Source organism: Mycobacterium sp. P4_H6, from assembly GCF_056400845.1.
This window is the reverse complement of the sequence record NZ_JBFUKN010000012.1, coordinates 1-23,013: the sequence shown is the minus strand read 5'-3', so window position 1 is coordinate 23,013 and position 23,013 is coordinate 1. Positions and strand designations below refer to the sequence as shown.

The window sequence follows — 23,013 nt, the reverse complement described above, 5'->3', positions numbered from 1 at the left end:
CCGCTCACCGGTGTGCCCGTGTGTGGCCGAGCTGGTGCGCCCGGTCGGGCAGGCGCAGTGGGCGATGGCGACCTGTCTGGCAGTGACGCTCGGCGCGATTCTCACGATCACCGCGGCCTTCGGCCACGCGGAACTGGGCTCGGCGGTGGGACTGGGTTTCGTGCTGACCGCGGTCCCTTCGCTGCCGCAGGAGTTGGCCGCGGGACTGAGATTGATCGCTTTACGCACGGCCACGGTGATCGTCGGTGCGTGGTTCGTGGTGGTGACCGTCGAGGTTCCCGGTGCGCACGCGGTGGCCGTCGTGGTGGCGGCAGTGTGTGGTTCGCTGATCGAAAAGATAGGCGCGACAGCGGGTTTGGTGGTCATCTTGACCGCCATCGATGTCGGGGCATCGGGCGCCGCGCACGTCCCGTGGTGGAATGTGTGGCCTTACGCCACAGGTTCGCTGACGGTGTTGATGGCCTGGCTGGCATGGTGGTGCGTTGCGCGTGTCAGAGGCTCGGGACGAGAGCCCACCGTGTCTTCCTCAGTCGGCACGACGGCCGTACCGTACCGGCATGCAGCGCGGGTGGCGGTAGCCGTCACGGCGGCCGTCCTGGTTGCCCAGGCGCTACCCGATGATCTGGTGGGCGGGCACTGGCTGATCACCAGTGTGCTGCTGACCATTCAGCCGGAGCGGCACCAGACGCGCACCCGGATCGCGCAGCGGCTCGGCGGAAACGCGGTCGGAGCGTTGATCGCGGCCGCCGTGCTCGGGGTGCAACCGCCTGCGCCGGTGGTCATTTCCGTGGCCGTCGCGTTGTTCCTCATCGCCATGGCGCTGCGGCCGGTCAACTACACCTGGTGGGCGGTCACGGGGCCGCCGGTCCTGCTGATCGTCAGCGAGTATCCCGCGCTGTTCCCCTGGTACGAGGGCGGTGTGCGGTTGGCGATGAACCTCGCCGGTGCGGTGATTGTCGTCCTCGTCGTGTTCGGCCCGGCTCTGCTGATGCGCCGGGGCCGTGCACGTGCATCCAATAATCGGATAGTGTATCCAAAATGGAGAGAAGGAGCCGCGGGTGACGACCCTGTTGATCGATGACATCGGCCTGCTCGTGCACGGTGACAGTTCGAAGTCTCCGATCCGAGACACGACTGTCGTGGTCGAGGACGGTGTCATCACCGGTATCGGAAGCAGCCATCCCGCACCCGATGCCGTGCTCTCCGCGGGCGGGATGACGGTGATGCCCGGCCTTGTCGACGGCCACGTTCACCCCACCTTCGGTGAGTGGACACCGGCGCAGAACTCCATCGGGTGGATCCACAACTATCTACACGGCGGCACCACATCGATGGTGTCGGCGGGCGAACTGCACATTCCCGGACTGGACTTCGGCGCACTGACACCGGAACTCGTGCTGAGCATCGCGATCGTGTCCAAACACACGACCGGCAGGATGCGGCCCTCCGGGGTGAAGGTGAACGCCGGTACCGTGCTGCTCGTTCCCGGCATGACCGAGGCGCACTTCGACCGGGCGGCCGCAGAGGGCATCGATCAGCTCAAGTTCATCTTCTACGACTGGAACCGGTTGGGCGACGGCGAAGCTCAGCAGTATGTCGAGTGGGCGCATCAACGGGGCATGACGGTCAAACTGCACTCGGGCGGCGTCTCCCGTTCGGGCAGCAGCCGAGTCGCCGGACGCGATGTCGTCGCGGCGGTTCAGCCCGATATTGTCGGGCACATCTCCGGCGGCCCGATCCCACCTCCGGACGCGGACATCATCGCGATCATCGAGGACGTGCCCTCGGCAAGCCTGGAAGTGTGCAGTTCGAACAATTACCGGGCTACCAAGCTGGTCATCGATGAACTGACGGCCCGCGGTCAACTCGGACGCCTGACGATGGGTACCGATACCCCCGGTGGAACCGGGGTGATCCCACGCGGCATGATGCGCGCATTGTGCTTCCTGGCCTCGGTGTGCGGGGTCGACCCGGTGACCGCCGTGGCAGCAGCCACCGGACAAACCGCGCGGGCGCACGGGTTGAACACCGGTGTGATCGCCGAGGGCATGCCCGCTGACCTGTTGGTCCTCGGGCCGATCACCGGATCCATGGCCCGCGACGGGCTGGAATGTCTGGCACTGGGCGATCTTCCGGGTATCGCGACCGTCCTTGTCGACGGTGTCCCGCTGGTGCCCACCCGCAGTGAGCAGACCCCGCCGCCGAGCCGGTCGGTCACCTGGCGTGGATCGCCGGAGACCATGGTGCCCGCCGCGCCGGTTCCGGTCCGCGCACCGCGCCCGGGTTGCTGCTGACCCACCGCTGAACAGAAAGGGCGACTCATGACCAGGGCGCATCCCGTCATCCGGGCGGTAAGCAGTCTGGAATCGGCGTTGCCCCACGGGGGCACGAGCCAAATGCCTACGCTGGTTGCCTGTCACGCCTGCTCCGGCGGGTCCGCGTTCCGCTGAATCGCGAAGTGAGGGTTGCCCGGTGGTCGAACCTATAGATACCTACTTTCTCGACACGATCGCCGGCGCCACCGCGGGCCCGGGGGAGCGGGAACAGGGGCCGCTCGGTGACCAGCTCCGGCTGGACCTGTTCGACGCGCAGTTGGGCAGTCGCCACCTCGATCTGGTGGCGCGGTGGCTTCGATCGAAGGGCAAGGGCTTCTACACGATCGGGTCGTCCGGGCACGAAGGTAACGCGGCGGTGGCAGCGGCGCTGCGCCCCACCGACCCGGCACTGCTGCACTACCGCTCCGGTGGTTTCTTCGTCGCCCGGGCCCAACAGGTGATCGGTAGTGACCCGTTGCGGGATGTTCTGCTCGGATTGGTCGCTGCGACCGAGGAACCCATCGCCGGTGGGCGGCACAAGGTTTTCGGCCGCCGCGATCTCAATATCATCCCGCAGACGTCCACCATCGCCTCGCACCTACCGCGCGCGGTCGGGGTTGCTTTCTCCATCGCACGCACCAGGAAACTGGGCGTCGCGTGTCCGTGGCCGGCGGACGCGCTGGCGGTCTGTAGTTTCGGGGACGCCTCGGTGAACCACTCGACCGCGGTCGGCGCCATCAACACCGCGGTGCACACCGGCTATCAGGGGGTACCACTGCCGCTGCTGTTCGTCTGCGAGGACAACGGCATCGGTATCAGCGTGAAATCCCCGCCTGGCTGGATCGCGGCGAACTACGCCCACCRCACCGGACTGGAGTATTTCAGCGCCGACGGCTCCGATCTCGCCGAGACCTACGCCGTCACCGCGGCGGCGGCACAGTGGGTGCGCGCCGAACGCCGCCCGGCGTTCCTGCATCTGCGCACGGTGCGGTTGATGGCTCACGCCGGGTCGGACTTCGAGCCGGCGTATCGCTCGCCGCAGGAAATCGCAGCGGACTACGACCGCGATCCGGTGTTGTGTACGGCTCTGGACCTGGTCGAGCGCGGGCTGCTGACATCCGATGAGGTGTTGGAGCGATATCAGGCAAAGCGGGCACGGGTACTGGAGATCGCCGCCGAGGTGGTCGATCTCGAGCAGCTCGGTAGCGCCGAGACGGTGATGCGCCCACTGCATGAAGGCCTCGACAATGCCATCACCGTGTCGGGCTACCCGCCTGCGAGGGACGAAACCGGCGCGCGCACCGACGAAACGCCGCTGACGCTGGCACTGTCGATCAACCGGGCCTTGGCCGAGGCGCTGGAGTGCCACCCCGAAGCGGTGCTGTTCGGTGAGGATGTCGCGGGCAAGGGCGGCGTGTACGGAGTGACCCGCGGATTGCAGGCCGGCGCCGGCCGGGCCCGGGTCTTCGACACGCTGCTCGACGAGCAGGCCATTCTGGGACTGGCGCTGGGCGCCGGGGTGTCGGGACTTCTCCCGCTACCCGAGATCCAGTACCTCGCTTACGTCCACAATGCCGCCGATCAGATTCGTGGTGAAGCCGCCAGCCTGCAGTTCTTCTCCGATCGGCAGTACCGCAACCCGATGGTGATCCGCATCGCCGGCTACGGCTACCAGAAGGGCTTCGGCGGGCACTTCCACAACGACAATTCGATTGCCGCGCTGCGCGACATCCCCGGAGTCGTCATCGCTTCACCGGCGCGACCCGACGACGCCGCGGCCATGCTGCGAAGCTGCGTCGAAGCGGCGTCGTCCACCGGGGCGGTCTGCATCTTTCTGGAACCGATTGCGCTCTATCACACCCGCGATCTGCACGAGGACGGAGACGAAGGTTGGCTCGCGCGGTATCCCGGTGCCGGCAGTCGCCTCGACGGGCGGATCGGGCACGCACGCGTGCACGGTGACGGCACCGACCTGACCCTCTTGACCTACGGCAACGGATTGCGGATGAGTCTGCGGGTTGCGCGGCGGCTGGAGCGACGTGGTATCGGTTGCCGCACCGTGGATCTGCGTTGGCTTTCCCCGCTTCCGGTCGATGACATGTTGCGGGAGGCGACGGCCACCGGCCGGGCGCTGATCGTCGATGAAACCCGCCGGTCCGGGGGCGTCGGGGAGAGCGTCCTCGCCGAACTCCTGAGCGGTGGATTCGCTGGGCGCATCGCCCGCGTGTCGAGTCAGGACAGCTTCATCCCGCTCGGCGACGCCGCACGTCACGTGCTTCTCGATGAGGACACCATCGAAGCCGCCGCGATCGACATCGTCGGAAACTGCTGAGCGGCAACCGAAAGCGCGCCGATCTCAGTCCGCCCTGCGTTGCGGCGCGATCTGCCCGGCGCGCGTGGCCGTCCGGTCGAGCCGCGCGGCCAGAACCTGTGCGAGGTGCACCCCGTGGCGATCGGTCAGGTCGGACAGCTGGGTTCGACACGAGTAGCCGTCGGCGAGGATGGTGGTGTCGGCGGCCGCCTGCGCGACCGCAGGCAGCAGCTGCTGTTCGGCGACGGCCACGGACACCTCGTAGTGCCCCTTCTCGACACCGAAGTTGCCGGCCAGGCCGCAACACCCGCCCAGTCGTTGCACCTCGGCCCCGGCCCGGCGTAGTAACTCGGCATCCGCCTTCCAGTCCATCACCGCGTGGTGGTGGCAATGTGGTTGTGCCACCACAGATTGTCCGTCCAGGCGAGGTGGTTGCCAGCCGCTCTGGACGAGAACCTCGGCCAGCGTGCGAGTGTTGTCCGCAACGGGTGCGGCGGTGCGCGGGCCGAGCAGTTCCGCCGCGTCCGAGCGGAGCACCGCCGTGCACGAGGGCTCCATGCCGATGATCGGCGTTCCGGCGGTGGCATATTCGGTCAGTGTGCGCACGGTGCGACCCAGGATTCTCTTGGCTGCGGTGAGTTGACCGGTGGAGATCCAGGTGAGCCCGCAGCACAGCGACTCGGCGGGCAGCTCCGGCCGGAACCCGGCATCCTCCAGCACGCGAACCGTTGCTCGCCCGATGTCGGGCGTGAAGTAGTTGGTGAAGGTGTCCACGAACAGCACGACAGCGTTGCCGGACTGCCTGCGCTCGGCGGCTGTCCCCTCGAACCAGTCCCGAAAGGTCTGCTGTGCCAGCGGGGGGATGCTGCGGCGACGGTCCACGCCGGCCATCGAGAGTGCCAACCGGCCTGCGCCCGGCAGCCGGGTAGCGGCGTTGGCCAGCCTCGGTGCACGACTGGCGATGCGAGCCCATCGGGGTAGCCAGCCCAGCGAGTAGTGGGAGGCCGGGCGGATCCGGTTCCGGTAGCTCTGGTGCAGGACCTCGGATTTGAGAGACGCCATGTCGACCCCGGTCGGGCAGTCCGACAGACAGCCCTTGCATGAGAGGCACAGGTCCAGCGCATCGTGCACCTCCGCTGCGCGCCATCCCCCGGTGATCTCGGAGCCGTTGATCATCTCCTGAAGGACCCGGGCGCGACCGCGCGTGGAGTCCTTCTCCTCCCGGGTGGCCTGGTAGGACGGGCACATGACGCCGCCCGTCGAGGTGTTGTCCGCCCGGCACTTTCCGACACCTGTGCACCGGTGCACTGCCTGGTTGAAGTCACCCGCGTCGTGGCGGTAGGCCAGCGCCAGGTTACGGCCGACGGCCGACGGGACGGGTGCCCTCAGGTCGGCGTCCACGGGCCGGGGGTCGACGACCACGCCTGGATTGAGGACGTTGTCGGGATCGAAGACGTGCTTCACCGCGGAGAACAGGCGCAGTGCAGCAGGGGAGTACATCAATGGCAGCAACTCGCTGCGCGCGCGGCCGTCGCCGTGCTCGCCGGATAGCGAACCGCCATAACGGGATACCAGGGTGGCGGCCTCGACAAGAAATCGGCGGAAAATCTGGGTGCCGCCGGGATCGTCCAGTGGGAGATCGATACGGATGTGCAGGCAGCCGTCACCGAAGTGGCCGTACGGCAGCCCGGTCAGCCCGAAATCGTGCATGAGAGACTCGAACTCGCGCAGGTAGGCCCCGAGGGATCCGGGCGGCACCGCGGCGTCCTCCCAGCCGGCGTGCGCAGGCAGACCTGCCGGGCTGCGGCCGGCCAGCCCGGCTCCGTCGGCGCGGATCCGCCATAGTGCCGCCGCGTTGGCGACGTCGGTGACGATGAGGAAATCGGTCGCACCGCAACCGATGCCGACTTCGCGGGCACGGTCCACGACATCGTCGAACTGGTCACCGGCCACTTCGACGAACAGCCACGCGGCACCGTCGGGGAGATCAGGAACCGCGCCGGGTCCGCGCCGCATGCGTACGACGTCGACGATGCGGGAATYCAGGCCCTCGCACGCGGTGGGGGAGAACGCCAGCACGGCAGGTGCTGCGTCACCGGCAGTGGCGATATCGGGATAGCCGAGTACCACCATCACTCGGTACGCAGGCTCTTCGACCAGACGCACGGTCGCGCTGGTGGTCACCGCCAGGGTCCCCTCGCTGCCCACCAGCATCCGGGCGACGTCGAACTTGTGTTCCGGCAGCAAATGTTCCAGCGCGTAACCGGACACCTGGCGTCCGAAGGTGCCGAACTCGGTACGGATGGTGCCGAGCCCGGCGCGGGTGACCGCGTGTAGTTGCGAGAGCGTGGGCGAGGAAACCGCTCGGGCACCCGATTCCAGGCTCAGCGTCTCGCCGGTTCCGGTGAGAACTTCCAGGTTGAGCACATTGTCGGAGGTGCGGCCGTAACCCAGCGTCCGGGAACCGCAGGCATTGTTGCCGATCATCCCGCCGATGGTGCATCGGGTGAACGTCGACGGGTCGGGTCCGAAGCGCAGACCGTGCGTCGCCGCGGCGTGCTGCAGCGCGACCTGGATGGTTCCGGGTTCGACAGTTGCGGTGCGCGCGTCCGGATCGATCGACAGCACCTTGGTCATGTGCCGACTGAAATCGAGCACCAGGCCGGTCCCGATCGCGTTGCCGGCGACCGAGGTGCCGCCGCCGCGGCTGACCACCGGAACGCCGTCCGCACGGCAGATCGACAGTGCGGTGGCGACCTCGTCGGCATGCCGGGGTCGGGCGATCACCATCGGCCGCACCCGGTACAGCGATGCATCCGAGGAGTAGGCGGCACGAGAAGTGTCGTCGGCCAGTACGTCGGCTAATCCGGCACGGCGTAACCGGTCGGCCAGGAAGGTGGCTGAGGTCACGGCGAGGTCCGCGTGGGCCGAACTGCTCCGCCGATGCCCGGTGGTCGAGCCTCGAGTTCCATGCCGATCTCCTGTGGGCTGTTTGTGACGAATTACGCAGTGTCGGAGGGCATCCCAAAGGATGTGCTGAGTCCATCGGTGATCCCGAGTTCGCCCGCGGCTGCCGCCAGGGACCGGGAGCGTTGCGCGGAATAGAGATCGTTGGGGTCTGCGACCTGACGGTCGAGAATGTCGGACATCCAGCCGATGTCGCGTGCCGATCCCGCCAGCGAGGTGTCTTTTCTGCCTTCCGAGGTCAGGTTCGACTGGAAGATGCCGGCCGCCGAACGTGGCAGGAAGTCCTCATAGACGATCGGTTCCGGGATGACCCAGCGGTGTTCGACAAGGCTGGTCAGTTTCGGTTCGGCGGGTCCGGTTCGGGCTGATTCATCCGCGACGCGGAAGGTGAAGTAGGCGAGATCCTGTGCCGCGAGCTCCTCTTCGGTGCGCGGGAGATGCTCGGTCCAGACCGCTCTGGCGATGTCCTGCCGGGTCGAGTCCGGATCGTCGGCCAGGCGCGCATCGGTCTTGGCCACCATTGCGTCATAGAGGTCTCGGCCCGCCGGTGTCAGCGCGACGCCACGGGCCTCGACTTCGCCGAATCGCACGCGCAGCGAACCCGTGGAGATGTGCCCGTCGTCGTCGCGGAACCGGCGGGGCTCCGCGAGTGCGCGAAACGACGTCTGGCGCAACAACACATCGGGTCCATCCCACCGCGGGGGGCCCTGGATCTCGTCGATCATCGTGATCCCGCGGCTCTGCATGCGCGCGTAGAGCTCATCGATATCGAGCACCCGGGGCGTCAGATGGTTGATATGGGTGCTGCGCACGCCGCCGATGTCGGCCGCGACCGATGAGATGGCGTCCAGCGTTTCGTACCACGATCGGTCCACCGGCTCGGCGGACAATTCGAAGGCCGCGGTGGCCAGCGCGACGAACCGGGCGGCGTGGGGCTGGTCGAGGCCGCCATCCGCCTCTGCCTGGCCGGCGAGTTCGAGTACCTCTGGTGTGAAGAGCCGACGCTCGCCGAGGAACGCGGTCAGGCGCTCGGAGATCTCCGGTGAGAAGAACCGGCGGTCGTCCACCACGAGCATCGAGGTGAACACCCGGAACGGGTTGAGGGCGAGTTGGTCGGTGTCCACGGGCCGGAAGGCGGTGGACACCACCGGCACGGCGCTGGTGGCGGCGTCGCGAAGGTCGTAGAAACCGACGGGGTGCATTCCGAAGCCGGCGAAAATCGTTGCCACCTGGTGCATTTCCTGGGGCGTGCCGACGCGGATCGCGCCGTGGCGTTCCTCGGCCACCCGATCGGCGGTGCCCAGTCGTTCGGCGTCGGCGCCGTCGCGGATCAAGACGTCGCGGTTGACCTCGGCTGCCACGTCAACMAGGTCGTCGTACGCCGGCACTTCGGTGCCGTACATCCGGGACAAGGACTGGGCGAACGCAGCCCGTAATTCCCAGGCACTGACAAATGTCATTCGGCAGGTCTCCTCTTCGCGGCGACGCGGAAGTGCCATGGGTGCTCACCCACTTCTCGGTCGGGAAAACTCAACAAAGTGTATATCGGATCCAATTGCGGGAAAAGTCGGTGTGGAGGGTGGCTCAGCGGTCCACGGCAGCGACGAGGTCGAGTTCCACGCATGCGCCGCCCGGTAGCGACGCAACGCCGATCGCGGTGCGGGCATGGGCGCCGACCTCCGCGCCGAAGACGGCCAGAATGAGGCCGGATGCTCCGTCGATGACCGCCGGATGGTCGGCCAGCGTCGGCGCGCCCCGCACATATCCCCGCAAATGCAACACGGCGGTGACGGCGTCGAGGCCGACCGCGGCATCGATGGCCGCGATCAGATTGAGCGCGGCGACCCGGGCCTGAGCCTGGGCGTGTTCGACCGTCACGTCGTCACCGACGACGCCGACGGTGCCGGGGCCGGCTGTGGTCCGCGCGGTGGCGCCGGAAACCCACAGCTGTCCGTTGTGCAGCCGGGTGGGGAAGTAGTTGCCCTTCGGTGGTGGGGGAGGCGGAACGGAGAGTCCGAGATCCGTGAGCCGGGCGTGTGGCGAGGTCACTGGGATGTTCCTCCGTGGTCGATCGGTCGACATGGCAATATTGGATACTATATTCAACGTCACCTCCGCGTCGCGTTTGGCGGCATCCCTGCCCTGAAGGAGCAATCCCCGCTGCCGAATGTCGTTGGCGGGCGCATCGGCAAAGCTCGTCCGGCCCGCCGGGTGCGGGCCGACCTGGCCCCGAACCTCTACTGTGGGCGGCGTGAACAGGCGGATTTTGACGCTGGTGGTTGCGCTCGTGCCCATCGTGGCGTTCGGGTTGCTGCTGTCAGTGGTGACGGTGCCCTTCGTCGCGTTGGGGCCCGGTCCGACGTTCGACACCCTCGGTGAGATCGACGGCAAGCAGGTCGTGGACATCAAGAGCACCGACGGGGTGGCCGGCGACATCACCCATCCGACCTCCGGTCACCTCAACATGACGACGGTGTCCCAGCGCGACGGTCTCTCCCTGGGTCAGGCGCTGGTGCTGTGGATGTCGGGCCGCGATCAGCTGATCCCACGGGAGCTGGTGTATCCGCCGGACAAGTCGAAGGACGACATCGACAAGGGCAACACCGCCGACTTCAAGCGGTCCGAGGACGATGCGGAGTACGCCGCCCTGTCCTATTTGAAGTACCCGAAGGCCGTCACCGTCGAGACGGTGGAGGACAAGGGCCCCTCGGCGGGCAAGCTGCAGCCCGGGGACGCCATCGACATGGTGAACAACGTCGAGGTGCCCGACCTGAACGCCTTCCAGGAGGTCGTGAAGAACACCAAGCCCGGCGAGCAGATCGTCATCGACTACCGCCGCAAGAACGCCCCCGCCGGCACCGCCACCATCACCCTCGGGAAACATCCCGAAGGGGATCGGGGATATCTGGGCATCGGGGTGCTCGACGCTCCGTGGGCCATGTTCGACATCGAGTTCAACCTGGCCAATATCGGCGGACCGTCGGCGGGCCTGATGTTCAGCCTTGCGGTCGTCGACAAGCTGACGACCGGAGAACTCAACGACGGCAAGTTCGTCGCCGGCACCGGCACCATCGACGCCGAAGGCAAGGTCGGCTCCATCGGCGGCATCACCCACAAGATTCTGGCCGCCCGGGAGGCCGGGGCGACGGTGTTCCTGGTCCCGGCCGAGAACTGTGCCGAGGCCCTCACCGCGCACGAGGACGGCCTGCAACTGGTGAAGGTCGACACGCTCAGCACCGCGGTGGACGCGCTGAACACGATTTCTGCCGGTGGCGAACCCCCTACATGCTGAGAGGTTCCTTGGCGGGTACTGCGTAGAGTTGGGGCAAGTAGTGGCCCCTCTACAGGGATTCAGACTTGCTGAGGCCACAGACCATGGACTGGAGTTGAAGAGTTGGGTATGCGGCCCGCGGCACGAATGCCGCAGCTGACACGTCGGAGCCGGGTTCTTATCGGCGTCGCGGTAGCTGTAGTCCTGTTGTTGTTGGTGGGCCCACGGTTCATCGACGGGTATGTCGACTGGCTGTTCTTCGGCGAGCTCGGGTACCGCTCGGTGTTCACCACGGTGCTGTTCACCCGCATCGCACTGTTCCTGGTGGCGGCGGTGGTGTTCGGCGCGGTCGTCTTCGCGGCCATGACGCTGGCCTACCGCACCCGCCCGGTGTTCGTGCCGACGGTGGGACCCAACGATCCGGTGGCCCGCTACCGCACCACCGTGATGAGCCGGTTGCGGCTGTTCGGTATCGGCATCCCGGTCTTCATCGGTCTGCTGGCCGGCATCATCGCGCAGAGCTACTGGCCGCAGGTTCAGCTGTTCCTGCACGGCGGCGAGTTCGGCATCACCGATCCGCAGTTCGGTATCGACCTCGGTTTCTACGCCTTCGATCTGCCCTTCTACCGCCTGATTCTGAACTACATGTTCTTCGCGGTGTTCCTGGCGTTCGTGGCGAACCTGTTGGGCCACTACCTGTTCGGCGGTATCCGGCTGTCCGGGCGCTCCGGCGCACTCAGCCGTGCGGCCCGCATCCAGCTGATCGCGCTGGCCGGCACCCTGGTGCTGCTCAAGGCCGTCGCCTACTGGCTGGACCGCTACGAACTGCTGAGCAACACCCGCGCCGGTAAGCCCTTCACCGGTGCCGGTTACACCGATATCAACGCGGTGCTGCCGGCCAAGTTGATCCTGCTGGCCATCGCCGTCATCTGCGCGGTGGCGGTCTTCTCGGCACTGGTCCTGCGTGATCTGCGTATCCCGGCCATCGGTCTGGTGCTGTTGCTGCTGTCCTCCCTGGTCGTGGGTGCGGGCTGGCCGCTGGTCGTCGAGCAGTTCAGCGTCAAGCCCAACGCGGCGCAGAAGGAAAGCGAATACATCAGTCGAAGTATCGACGCGACCAGACACGCCTACGGGCTGACCGATGAAGTGGTGACCTACCGCAACTACAGCGGTGATGCCGCGGCGACGGCCCAGCAGGTCGCCGCGGACCGCGCCACCACCTCGAACATCCGGCTGCTCGATCCGACGATCGTCAGCCCGGCGTTCACCCAGTTCCAACAGGGCAAGAACTTCTACAACTTCCCCGACCAGCTGTCGATGGACCGCTACGTCGGCCCGGACGGCCAGATCCGCGATTACGTGGTGGCCGCGCGTGAGCTGAACCCGGACCGGTTGATCGACAACCAGCGCGACTGGATCAACCGCCACACCGTCTACACCCACGGCAACGGCTTCGTCGCCTCGCCGGCCAACACGGTGCGCGGTATCGCCAATGACCCGAACCAGAACGGTGGCTACCCGGAATTCCTGGCCAGTGTGGTCGGCGCCAACGGTGGTGTGGTGTCCCCGGGGCCGGCACCCCTGGATCAGCCCCGCATCTACTTCGGCCCGGTGATCGCCGGTGCCCCCGAGGATTACGCGATCGTCGGCAAGAACGGCGACGTCGACCGCGAGTACGACTACGAGACCAACACCGAGACCAAGAACTACACCTACGGTGGCACCGGCGGTGTGGGGATCGGCAACTGGATCAACCGTGGAGTGTTCGCGGCCAAGTTCGCCGAGCGGAACTTCCTGCTGTCCAACGTGATCGGCGAGAACAGCCGGATCCTGTTCAACCGGGACCCCGCGGATCGCGTCAAGGCGGTGGCGCCCTGGCTGGACACCGACAACGGTGTCTATCCCGCGATCGTCAACAAGCGCATGGTGTGGATCGTCGACGGTTACACCACGCTGGACAACTACCCGTACTCGGAGTTGACCACGCTGTCGAACGCCACCATCGACTCCAACGAGGTCGCGGTCAACAGGCTGCTGCCGGACAAGCAGGTGTCCTACATCCGTAACTCGGTGAAGGCCACCGTCGATGCCTACGACGGCACGGTGACGCTGTACGCCCAGGACGAGACCGACCCGGTGCTCAAGGCCTGGATGTCGGTCTTCCCGGACACCGTGAAGCCCAAGTCGGAGATCTCGGCGGACCTGCAGGAGCACCTGCGCTACCCCGAGGATCTGTTCAAGGTGCAGCGCTCACTGCTGGCCAAGTACCACGTCGACGATCCGGTGAAGTTCTTCACCAACGCCGACTTCTGGGATGTGCCACTGGATCCCAACCCGACGGCCAGCAGTTTCCAGCCGCCGTACTACATCGTGGCCACGGACCAGGCGCGCCAGGACGGCACACCGTCCTTCCAGCTGACCAGCGCGATGAACTGGATCAGGCGTGACTTCCTGGCCGCCTACATCAGCGCGAGTTCGGACCCGGACACCTACGGCAAGCTCACGGTGCTGACGGTGCCCGGTCAGGTCAACGGTCCCAAGCTGGCCTTCAACGCGATCAGCACCGACACCGCGGTGTCCACCGAGTTGGGTCAGATCGGCCGCGACAACCAGAACCGGATCCGCTGGGGCAACCTGCTGACGTTGCCGATCGGCAACGGTGGCCTGCTCTATGTCGCCCCGATCTACGCCTCGCCAGGTGCCAGTGATGCGGCGTCGTCCTACCCGCGCCTCATCCGGGTGGCGATGATGTACAACGACAAGGTCGGCTACGGCCCGACGGTCCGTGACGCGCTGGATGAGATCTTCGGCGCCGGTGCGGGTGCGACCGCGACGGGCCCGGCGCCCGCCGAGGGACAGCCGGCAGCTCGCCCGCCGGCGCAGCCTGCGGCCAATCCGCAGGCCAATCCGCCGCAGCAGGGGAGTGCGCCCGCAGCGACGCCGCCGCCCGCCGCGGTGGTTCCGGGCGGTCCCGTGCAGTTGTCGGGGGCGAAAGCCGCTGCGCTGCAGGAGGTCAATGCCGCGCTGGACAATATGCAGCAGGCCCAGACCGGTGGTGACTTCGCCGAGTTCGGTGCGGCGCTGCAGCGCCTCGACGATGCGATGAACAAGTACCGCGAGGCCAGGTAGCTCCTTTCCCTTCCCGCGAGCGTGCGTGTCTGCGGCCGGACACGCCGCACCAGGTCCTGACTTTGCGCACGCTCGCGGCGGGGGGATGCTCGGATTAAGCTGCTGCCGTGCACTATCGGCTGCTCGGACCGCTGCAGGTGCTGCGTGACGGTTCGCCGGTCGACATCGGCCCGCCCAAACAGCGTGCGGCGCTGGCCGTCCTGTTGCTCGCCGACGGCGGAGTCGTCTCGGTCGACCGGCTGATCGATGCGATCTGGGCCGACGATGTGCCGGCCAGTGCCACCGCGAGTCTGCAGGCCTACGTCTCCAATCTGCGCAAGGCGTTGCGCGCCGATGATGGCGCGGTCACCTCGCCCATCGTCCGGCAACCCCCGGGTTATTACCTCGATGTCAGCGCCGCGACGGTCGACACCGCGGTGTTCGCGACCGCGTGTGCCCGGGCGGCCGGCGCGGTCGCGACAGGCCGGTGGGATGACGCGCTGGTGGCCGCGGAGCAGGCGCTGTCGCTGTGGCGGGGACCGCTGTTGGAAGATCTGCGCGACGAGCCGTGGGTGGCCGCAGAAGCCGTGCGCCTCGACGAGTTGCGCAGCGAATGTCTGGACGCGCGGATCACCGCCCTGCTCGCGCTGAACCGGCCCGCCTCGGCGTTGGCCGACATCGCCGCCCTGCGGGCCGTCGATCCGTACCGTGACCGGGGATGCTGGCTGCACATGGTGGCGCTGTACCGCTCCGGTCGTGCCGCCGATGCGCTGGAGACCTACACCCGGCACGCCCGCACGCTCGACGACGAGCTGGGTCTGGAACCCGGGGCCGAACTGCGTGAGCTGCAGACCGCTGTGCTGCGTCAGGCCCCCGAGTTGGCGGCCTGGCCGCGGCCGCCGGGCTGGACGGGTGCCGAGGACATCCCCACGCCCGCCGCGGTGAACGCCGCGGACACCGCCCCGCCGTCCAGCGCGCAGGACCTCGTCGGACGTGATCGCGAACTGGGCACGGTGGCAAGCATTCTCGCGTCCGCCGAGGCCGGGTCGACCCGCTGGCTCGTGCTGTCGGGGCCACCCGGAATCGGCAAGACCCGGCTGGCCGAGGAGGCCGTCGCCCGGGTGCGTGCCGCCGGAGGTGACACCGTGTGGGTCAGTTGTCCCGACGAGCGGGGGACACCGCCGTGGTGGCCGATGCGCCAGCTGGTCCGGACGCTCGGTGCCGACGCCGACGAGCTGCTGGCGGTACCCGCGCACGCCGACCCGGACACCGCCCGATTCGCGGTGTACGAGCGGGTGCAGACCCTGCTCGAATCGGCACCGCGGTTGCTCGCCGTCGTGATCGATGATGTGCAGTGGGCGGATTCGGCGTCGGCGGGCTGCCTGGCCTATATCGCCGGCGCCCTACGGGACCGTCCGCTGGCGATGATCCTGACCGTCCGCGACGGCGAGTACCCGTCGGATGTGTCGCGATTGTTGGGGACTGCGACCCGTGGCGTGGCCAACCGGCATATCCAAGTACCCGCGCTGTCTGCGGCCGATGTCGCGACGCTGGCGAACCAGGTTGCCGACGATCACGTGGCGGAGGCCGAGGCCGCCGCGCTGGCCGACCGCACCGGGGGCAACCCGTTCTTCGTGTCCGAGTATGCGCGGCTGCCGCGGGCCGAGCGGCTCGGCGGCGAGATCCCGACCGCGGTGAAGTCAGTGCTGGAACGCCGGCTCGGTGCGCTGGATCCCGCTGTGCTGCAGACATTGCGGACCGCCGCCATCATCGGTGACGCCATCGACCGCGAAGCGCTGCCGGTGCTGGCCGGTGCGACCCGGCTGGACCTCGACACCCTGGCCGACTACCTCGACGAAGCCGCCGACGAGCGCATCGTGGTGGCCGCACCCACCGGCGACGGCTACGTCTTCGCACATGGGCTGCTGCGGGCACAGCTGATCGCGGGCATGCCCGCGCTGCGCCGCCAGCGTGTGCACGCCAAGGTCGCCGAGGTGCTTGCCGGCGCCACGACCGACGAGGCGCTGACCCGTCGGGCCGGGCACCTGATCGCGGCACAGCCCCTGGTGGAACCGCAGGAGGTGGTCGCCGCGTGCCGGCTCGCCGCCGAACGTGCCACCGCGAGTTGGAGTTCGGACATCGCTGCGCGGTGGTGGCAGGCGGCGCTGGACGCCTATGACCGGCTGCCGCAGGCGCAGCAATCCGATACCGAGCGTGACGCGCTGACGGTGTCGATGCTGGAGGCGCACTCCCGTGCCGGACGCGGCCGGCTGGTCCTCGACGCGGTGGAGCGCTACCTGGTGCAGGCACTGCGGGCAGACCGGCCGGCGACGGCGGGCCGGGTGGCCAGTGCGCTGCTGCGCGCCAGCGGCGGGTGGCCGTGGTTGGCTCCGGGCGAGGATCCCGGAGCGGTGCTCGCTTTGCTGGATCGCGCTGCGGCACTGTGTGACTCGGACTCTGCTGCAGGCGCCCGGGTGCGGGCGGCCTTGGCGGTCGGGCACTGTTACGACAGGGACCCCACGGTGGCTGCCGATATCCTGGAGCGCGCCGAAGCGCTGGCAGCCCGCGCCCACGATCCCGATGTCACCGCCGACGTGCTGATGGGGCGGCTCATCACCTACTCCGGGGTGACGAGCTCCAGCGCGGAAAGCCTCGCCTGGATCGAGCAGCTGAACGCATTGCGGCACAGCCGGTCCCGGGAGGACAACGTCATCGCCGCATCGGTGGCCACCATGGCTGCGATGTCGCTGGGCGATGTGGACGGCGCGGTACGCCATCTCGCGGCGGGTATCGCCGGCAGCGAGGAGTTGCAGCTGCCGGTCCTGCGTGCGCAGTTGCGGTGGATGGAGGCGGTACTGGCGATCTGGCGCGGTGACTTCGCTGAGGCGCGCCGGCACCACACCATCGCCGCGCACGTGCATGAGCAGACCGAACTGTATGTGGCGGGCAGCGGAATGGTCGCCGAGGCCAGCTTGCTGTGGGAAATGGGCGGACCCGTACCCGATCTGCCGGATGTGGCGACCCAGGCTGCCTCGGGCGGCCAGAGCCTGGTCGATCTGGTGCGCGCGGTGGCACTGGGCCTGCAGCAGGGTCCGGTCGCGCGCGAGAATGCGCGGGCACTGTTGGCCGAGCGGTTCGACCCGTCAGCCACCCGGGCACAGATCTGGACGACGCTGGGCCACAACACCTTCCTGGCGCACCTGGCCGCCGAATACGGGCTCTCCGAGTTCGCCGCCGCACTGCTCGCCGAGCTGGAGCCGTTCGTCGACCGGATCGCGGTGATCGGGCAGGTCGGCTCGGCCGGTCCGGTGGCGCTCGGGACGGCCCGGCTGCACGCACTGGCCGGTGACCGGGTCCGCGCGTACGAGCATCTGGCGCAGGCGCGTGAACTGGCCCGGCGGACCGGCGGGGTGCCGTCGCTGGTGCGCTGTGACCTGCTGGCCGCTGAGTTGGCAGACCCCGCGGATCGCGCGGTGTTGGCGGCACGGGTCGGCGCCGACGCGCGCCGCCTCGGAATGACCGGAGTTGCCGAAAGGGCTGCTGAACTGGGATCGAGGTGACTTGGGGCCGGCTCCAAGAAGATGCCAAGTGGGCCGGGACATCGTGGGTCCCGATGAACAGCCCTGCCCGAAAGGACCCTCGAATGACCCTGGCCGAATCGGTCGACAACAGCGTGGTGTCGACACTGCCCGACCATGTCAGCGCCCTGGTCGCGCTGCCCGGCGAGCCCGGCTATGAACGCTGCACACCGTGGAACGTGGCCGTGCCAGTCCGTCCGGCCGCCGTGGTGTTCGCCACCTCCCCGCATCACGTCGCTGAGGCCGTCCGGTTCGCCGCAGGCCACGGTCTGAAGGTCACCGTGCAGGCGACCGGCCACGGCGCGATCCCGGTGGGCGCAGACGCCATCCTGGTGCAGACCGGCGCGATGACCGACTGCGTTGTCGACCTGCCCACCCGGACCGCCCGGGTCGGGGCGGGCGCGCGGTGGCAGCACGTGCTGGATGCCGCCGCACCGCATGGGCTCGCGCCGCTGTGCGGATCGTCACCGAATGTGGGTGTGGTCGGATTCCTCACCGGTGCCGGCGTGGGCCCGCTGGTGCGCAGCGTCGGGGTGTCCTCGGACTACGTGCGTTCCTTCGATCTGGTCACCGGAGCGGGKGAGTTGTTGCACGTGACGCCCGAGGAGCACGCCGAGCTGTACTGGGGGCTGCGCGGCGGAAAGGCCACTCTCGGCATCGTCACCGGTGTGGAGATCGACCTGCTGCCCATCTCCGAGTTCTACGGTGGTGCTTTGTATTTCGATGGCGCCGATGCCGCGGCGGTGCTGCGCGGCTGGCAACAGTGGAGTGCCGGACTGCCGGAGAACATCAACACCTCCGTCGCCTTTCAGCAGCTGCCGCCGCTGCCCGGGGTGCCCGAGCCGCTGGCGGGCAGGCTGACCGTCGCGGTGCGCTACACCGCGCTGGATGATTTCGCCGAGGCCGCAGCACTTCTGGCGCCGATGCGGGAAACCGCGACGCCGGTGCTGGACACCGTCGGGGTGCTGCCGTACGCCGCGATCGGCGCGGTGCACGCCGACCCGGTCGACCCCATGCCGGTGCACGAAGAGCAGGTTCTGCTGCGCGAATTCGGCGCGGACGCAGTCGATATCCTGCTGGCCGCCGCGGGGCCGGGTTCGGCGTCGGTGCAGACCATCGTGGAGGTCCGGCTGCTCGGTGGGGCGATGGCACGACAGGCGCCGCACCGCAGCGCGTTCTGCCACCGTCAGGCGGCCTACGCGGTGACCGTCATCGGGGTGCCCATGGGCCCGTCCGCCGAACTGGTGCCCGCACAGGCGCGCGCGTTGACGCATGCCCTGGCGCCCTGGTCGACGGGCGGTCTGCTGCCCAACTTCGCGCCCGCAGCGGACCCGGGGCGCACGGCGCGGGCCTACGACGAGGACACTCGGCACTGGCTGGCCGCGCTGGCGGACCGATATGACCCGGCCGGCGTGCTCAAGACCGGTCTTGTGGTGCGGTTCTCGGCCTGAAAATGGCGCTGACCACCCGATTTGGTGGTCTGCACCCCCTTGGGTAATCTTGTGTTTACCGACGCGGGGTGGAGCAGCTCGGTAGCTCGCTGGGCTCATAACCCAGAGGTCGCAGGTTCGAATCCTGTCCCCGCTACTAGAAGAAACGTCCCCCGGAGATTTTCTCCGGGGGACGTTTTCGTCGTGCGGGGCGAGTTGATCGACGGTCCTAGCCGCTGCCGTCGGGCTGATCGTTGTTCTTGTGGGCGCCCCACCCGTGCACGCGGTCGATCGCGATCAGAGCGCTGACCCGGGGCCGGTCCCGGTCCGGGTACGGCTTTCCCTGGTAATGCTGGGACAGTGCATCGATGTCGGCCAGGCCGTCGTCGTCGTAGATGCGGGTCACGTGTCCGATGGCGGTGATGTGGGTGTACCAGTCGTTGCCGTCGATGACGGTCAGTGACACCCGCGGGTCTCTGCGCATGTGTTGCAGACGTTTTCGACCGACGTCCATGTTGACGAGCAGGTGATCGTCTCGGAAGAGGTACCACGTGGCGGCGGACACCGGTTGACCGTCGCGCCGGGTGGTGCTGATGACGGCGGGGTTGGGCTTGGCAAGCATCTGCTTGGCCTCGTCCGTCAGGGGTGAGGATGTCATGGGATTCTCCAGGTCGGCCGAAAGATCGGACACCTGCGGGATGCCCCGCCGCTGTCCGTTCTAAGCCAATCGGCGAAACCTCCCGGGGCATCGCTCAGTGGACTGCAGTCGACATATGTCGACCTCGTCGCCAAATATTCACTACCAGAGGCATGTTCGCCCTGACAGCGGTGCGTTCTGTCAGTTTGCTGTGAATGGCAAGGGCCGGAAGGGTGCCCGCGTCGCCCGGTGTTGTGGAGTCCGGTCCGGTGTCGTACCGTCAACCTAAATCGTTAGCTTTGCTATAGGAATTGGGGACCGTCGCGCCTGTCGGCCCTCATGAAAGGTCACGGATGCAGCGGGTTTCGTTCAGCCGGCGACTCGGCCGGCGCTGGATGCCGTTGGTGGCGGTGGTGGTGATCGCGGTGGCCGGATTCGCGGTGTATCGGCTGCAGGCGATCTTCGCCTCGGAGGATGTGACGTCCACGGCCAGCGGTTCCGGGAACGAGATCGTTCCGTTCAATCCCAAGCACGTGGTGTTGGAGGTCTTCGGCCCGCCGGGCACGGTGGCCACCATCACCTACCTGGACGTGGACGCGCAACCGCAGCGCGCCGATGCTGTCGCACTGCCCTGGACCTATGACGCGACCACCACCCAGCCGGCCGTTTTCGTCAACGTCGCCGCTCAGGGCGACAGCGACTCCATCGGCTGCCGCATCAAGATCGACGATGTCGTGAAGGACGAGAGATCAGCCGAGAACGTGAACGCGTACACCTTCTGCCTTGACAAGTCCGGATGAGTACCCACCAGGCCGACCGTGAGGTTCACACCCCCACGAAGCGGGACCGCATCCCGGATTTCATCCGCCGCTTCGCCGTGCTCATCGCGCTGTTCTGGCTCGTCCTGGCGGTGATGACGAACGTCTTTGTGCCGCAACTGGAGACCGTCGCCGAATCGCACAACGTGTCGCTGAGCCCGCATGACGCGCCGTCGCTGCAGGCCAGTTTGCATATCGGCAAGGTGTTTGACGAGTTCGACTCCGACAGTTCGGCGATGATCGTCTTGGAGGGCGATCAGCCGCTCGGAGCCGATGCCCACCGCTACTACGACGGGCTGGTCGACAAGCTCTCCCAGGACACCAAACACGTACAGCACATTCAGAACTTCTGGGGCGATCCGCTGACGGCGGCCGGATCGCAGAGCGCTGATGGCAAGGCAGCATTGGTGCAGGTGTATCTCGCCGGCAATCAGGGCGAGTCGCTGGCCAATGAGTCCGTCGACTCGGTGCGCAGCATCGTCGACAACTCCACGCCGCCGCCGGGCGTCAAGGCCTATGTCACCGGCGCCGCACCGCTGGTCACCGATCAGTTCGAGGTGGGTAGCCACGGCACGCTGAAGACCACCTTGATCACCCTCGGCGTGATCGCGGTCATGCTGTTCTTCCTCTACCGCCGGCTCACCACGGTGTTCCTCGTGCTGTTCACGGTGATGATCGAGCTGACCGCGTCCCGTGGTGTGGTCGCGGTGCTCGCGAACGCCGGCATCATCGAGCTGTCGACCTATTCGACCAACCTGCTGACGCTGTTGGTGATCGCCGCTGGAACCGACTATGCGATCTTCATTCTCGGCCGTTTCCACGAAGCGCGTCACGTGGGGGAGGACCGGGTTTCGGCGTTCAACACGATGTACCACGGGACGGCGCACATCATCCTGGGCTCTGGGCTGACGATTGCCGGCGCGGTGCTCTGCCTGATGTTCACCCGGCTGCCGTATTTCAACAGCCTGGGCATACCGGCCGGAATCGGCGTTCTCGTCGCGGTGGCTGCGGCCCTCACCCTGGCGCCGGCGCTACTGGTGATCGGCCGGCATTTCGGGTTGTTCGAACCCGCTCGCCCGATGCGTACCCAGGGTTGGCGACGCATCGGCACGGCCATCGTCCGCTGGCCCGGGCCGATCCTGGCGGCGACGATTGCGATCGCCCTGATCGGGCTGCTCGCGCTGCCGAGGTACGAGACGAGCTACGACGCCCGTCCGTACCTGCCGGCCAGCGCCCCGGCCAACGTCGGTTACACCGCAGCGGAACGGCATTTCACGCAGGCGCGGCTGAATCCCGAACTGATGATGATCGAGGCGGACCATGATCTGCGCAATCCCACCGACATGATCTTGCTGGAGCGGGTCGCCAAGGCGGTCTTCCACACCGACGGCATCGCGCAGGTGCAAGCAATCACCCGACCGCTGGGCACGCCGTTGGACCACAGCTCGATACCGTTCCAGATCAGCGCGAGCAGCGCCGCGCAGATCAACAACCTGCCCTTCCAGCAGGCCCGCGGCGCCGATCTGCTCAAGCAGGTCGATGTGATCAACAACTCGATCGACATTCTGCGCCAGCAGTATTCGCTGCAACAGCAGTCCGCCGCCGTCACCGACGAGCAGACCAAGGCATTTCAGAACACGGTCGCCACCGCGCAGGACCTGCGCGACAAGATCGCCAACTTCGACGACCAGTTCCGGCCGATACGCAACTATTTCTATTGGGAGCCGCACTGTTTCGACATCCCGATGTGCGCGGCGCTGCGGTCGGTGTTCGACGCGCTGGACGGTGTCGATCAGCTGACGGACCAACTGTCCGACGTCGCGGGCAGCATCGCCAAACTCGATGCGCTGCAACCGCAACTGGTCGCGCTGATTCCGCCACAGATCGCCAGCCAGGAGGCCAACCGCGACCTGACGCTGACCAACTACGCCACCACGTCGGGTATCAACGACCAGACGGCTGCGGCGCTGGAGAATTCCACCGCGCTGGGCCAGGCGTATGACGCGTCGAAAACCGATGACTCCTTCTACCTGCCGCCGGAAGCATTCACCAACCCGGAGTTCGAACGCGGGATGAAACTGTTCATGTCGCCGGATGGCAAGGCAGCCCGACTGATCATCACCCATGACGGCGATCCCGCTACGCCCGAAGGCATTGCACACATCGATGCCATCCGGCACGCCGCCCAGGAGGCCGTCAAGGGCACGCCGCTGGCCGGGTCCAAGATCTACATCGCCGGTACCGCGGCCACCTACAAGGACATTCAGGACGGCGCGAAGTACGACCTCATCATCGCGGCGATCGCGGCGATGAGCCTGATTCTGCTCATCATGATGTTCATCACCCGCAGCATCATCGCAGCGTTCGTCATCGTGGGTACGGTGGCGCTGTCGCTGGGGGCCTCATTCGGGCTGTCCGTGCTGATCTGGCAGGACATCTTGGGCATCCAGCTGTACTGGATTGTGTTGGCGCTGGCGGTGATCCTGCTGTTGGCGGTGGGCTCGGACTACAACCTGCTGCTGATCTCCCGGTTCAAGGAGGAAATCGGCGCCGGCCTGAACACCGGCATCATCCGGGC

Annotated in this window: 13 protein-coding genes and 1 tRNA gene; 10 read left to right on the top strand and 4 right to left on the bottom strand. The window is 67.3% G+C overall.

The window, feature by feature from the left end; all coding sequences use genetic code 11:
* Positions 1 to 22: 22 nt before the first annotated feature.
* From AC1DTF_RS07140 to AC1DTF_RS07130, 3 genes are all read left to right on the top strand, one after another.
* A complete protein-coding gene (locus AC1DTF_RS07140) occupies positions 23 to 1,081 on the top strand; it encodes an FUSC family protein (protein ID WP_477473576.1) in 1,059 nt (352 codons plus the stop codon).
* Positions 1,059 to 2,294 carry an amidohydrolase family protein gene (locus AC1DTF_RS07135; RefSeq protein WP_477473575.1) on the top strand — a complete coding sequence of 412 codons (1,236 nt, stop codon included), beginning with the start codon at positions 1,059 to 1,061 and terminating at the stop codon, positions 2,292 to 2,294. The genes AC1DTF_RS07140 and AC1DTF_RS07135 overlap by 23 nt, the downstream gene beginning before the upstream one ends.
* A 178-nt stretch (positions 2,295 to 2,472) precedes the next feature.
* Positions 2,473 to 4,647, top strand: coding sequence for a thiamine pyrophosphate-dependent enzyme (locus AC1DTF_RS07130; protein ID WP_477473574.1), 2,175 nt, complete (start codon positions 2,473 to 2,475; stop codon positions 4,645 to 4,647).
* Between the two features lie 24 nt (positions 4,648 to 4,671).
* Here AC1DTF_RS07130 and AC1DTF_RS07125 read toward each other — a convergent pair whose 3' ends face one another.
* The 3 genes from AC1DTF_RS07125 to AC1DTF_RS07115 all read right to left on the bottom strand — a co-directional run bounded on the left by AC1DTF_RS07125 (position 4,672) and on the right by AC1DTF_RS07115 (position 9,642).
* Positions 4,672 to 7,536, bottom strand: coding sequence for an FAD-binding and (Fe-S)-binding domain-containing protein (locus AC1DTF_RS07125; protein ID WP_477473573.1), 2,865 nt, complete (start codon positions 7,534 to 7,536; stop codon positions 4,672 to 4,674).
* A gap of 92 nt (positions 7,537 to 7,628) precedes the next feature.
* Positions 7,629 to 9,053 carry a 2-oxoadipate dioxygenase/decarboxylase gene (hglS, locus tag AC1DTF_RS07120; RefSeq protein WP_477473572.1) on the bottom strand — a complete coding sequence of 475 codons (1,425 nt, stop codon included), beginning with the start codon at positions 9,051 to 9,053 and terminating at the stop codon, positions 7,629 to 7,631.
* Between the two features lie 124 nt (positions 9,054 to 9,177).
* Positions 9,178 to 9,642, bottom strand: coding sequence for a RidA family protein (locus AC1DTF_RS07115; protein ID WP_477473571.1), 465 nt, complete (start codon positions 9,640 to 9,642; stop codon positions 9,178 to 9,180).
* 202 nt (positions 9,643 to 9,844) lie between these two features.
* Here AC1DTF_RS07115 and AC1DTF_RS07110 point away from each other — a divergent pair, with 202 nt between their 5' ends.
* The 5 genes from AC1DTF_RS07110 (at position 9,845) to AC1DTF_RS07090 (ending at position 19,137) form a co-directional block, all read left to right on the top strand.
* Positions 9,845 to 10,885 (top strand): YlbL family protein, encoded by a 1,041-nt coding sequence (locus AC1DTF_RS07110; protein ID WP_057166804.1) that lies wholly within the window; start codon positions 9,845 to 9,847, stop codon positions 10,883 to 10,885.
* A gap of 102 nt (positions 10,886 to 10,987) precedes the next feature.
* The gene (locus AC1DTF_RS07105) at positions 10,988 to 13,993 is read left to right on the top strand and encodes a UPF0182 family protein (protein ID WP_477473570.1); all 3,006 of its coding nucleotides are present in this window, start codon (positions 10,988 to 10,990) and stop codon (positions 13,991 to 13,993) included.
* A gap of 107 nt (positions 13,994 to 14,100) precedes the next feature.
* Complete coding sequence (locus tag AC1DTF_RS07100; protein WP_477473569.1) at positions 14,101 to 17,532, top strand: BTAD domain-containing putative transcriptional regulator; 3,432 nt, start codon at positions 14,101 to 14,103, stop codon at positions 17,530 to 17,532.
* 83 nt (positions 17,533 to 17,615) lie between these two features.
* Positions 17,616 to 19,001, top strand: a complete 1,386-nt coding sequence (locus tag AC1DTF_RS07095) for an FAD-binding oxidoreductase (RefSeq protein WP_477473568.1) — start codon at positions 17,616 to 17,618, stop codon at positions 18,999 to 19,001.
* Positions 19,002 to 19,063: 62 nt separating this feature from the next.
* Positions 19,064 to 19,137, top strand: a tRNA-Met gene (locus tag AC1DTF_RS07090).
* Between the two features lie 72 nt (positions 19,138 to 19,209).
* Here AC1DTF_RS07090 and AC1DTF_RS07085 read toward each other — a convergent pair.
* Positions 19,210 to 19,638: a PPOX class F420-dependent oxidoreductase gene (locus tag AC1DTF_RS07085; RefSeq protein ID WP_477473567.1), complete on the bottom strand. Its 429-nt coding sequence runs from the start codon at positions 19,636 to 19,638 to the stop codon at positions 19,210 to 19,212.
* Between the two features lie 332 nt (positions 19,639 to 19,970).
* Between AC1DTF_RS07085 and AC1DTF_RS07080 the strand changes: the two genes are divergently transcribed.
* A complete protein-coding gene (locus AC1DTF_RS07080; RefSeq protein WP_477473566.1) occupies positions 19,971 to 20,417 on the top strand; it encodes an MmpS family transport accessory protein in 447 nt (148 codons plus the stop codon).
* Positions 20,414 to 23,013 (top strand): MMPL/RND family transporter (locus AC1DTF_RS07075; RefSeq protein ID WP_477473565.1); only part of this gene is annotated, 2,600 nt, incomplete at its 3' end. The genes AC1DTF_RS07080 and AC1DTF_RS07075, both read left to right, overlap by 4 nt.

Excerpts from the sequence above, each read along its gene's own strand:
- AC1DTF_RS07080 (WP_477473566.1), top strand. The coding sequence starts at position 19,971 with ATGCAGCGGGTTTCGTTCAGCCGGCGACTCGGCCGGCGCTGGATGCCG.
- AC1DTF_RS07085 (WP_477473567.1), bottom strand. The coding sequence starts at position 19,638 with ATGACATCCTCACCCCTGACGGACGAGGCCAAGCAGATGCTTGCCAAG.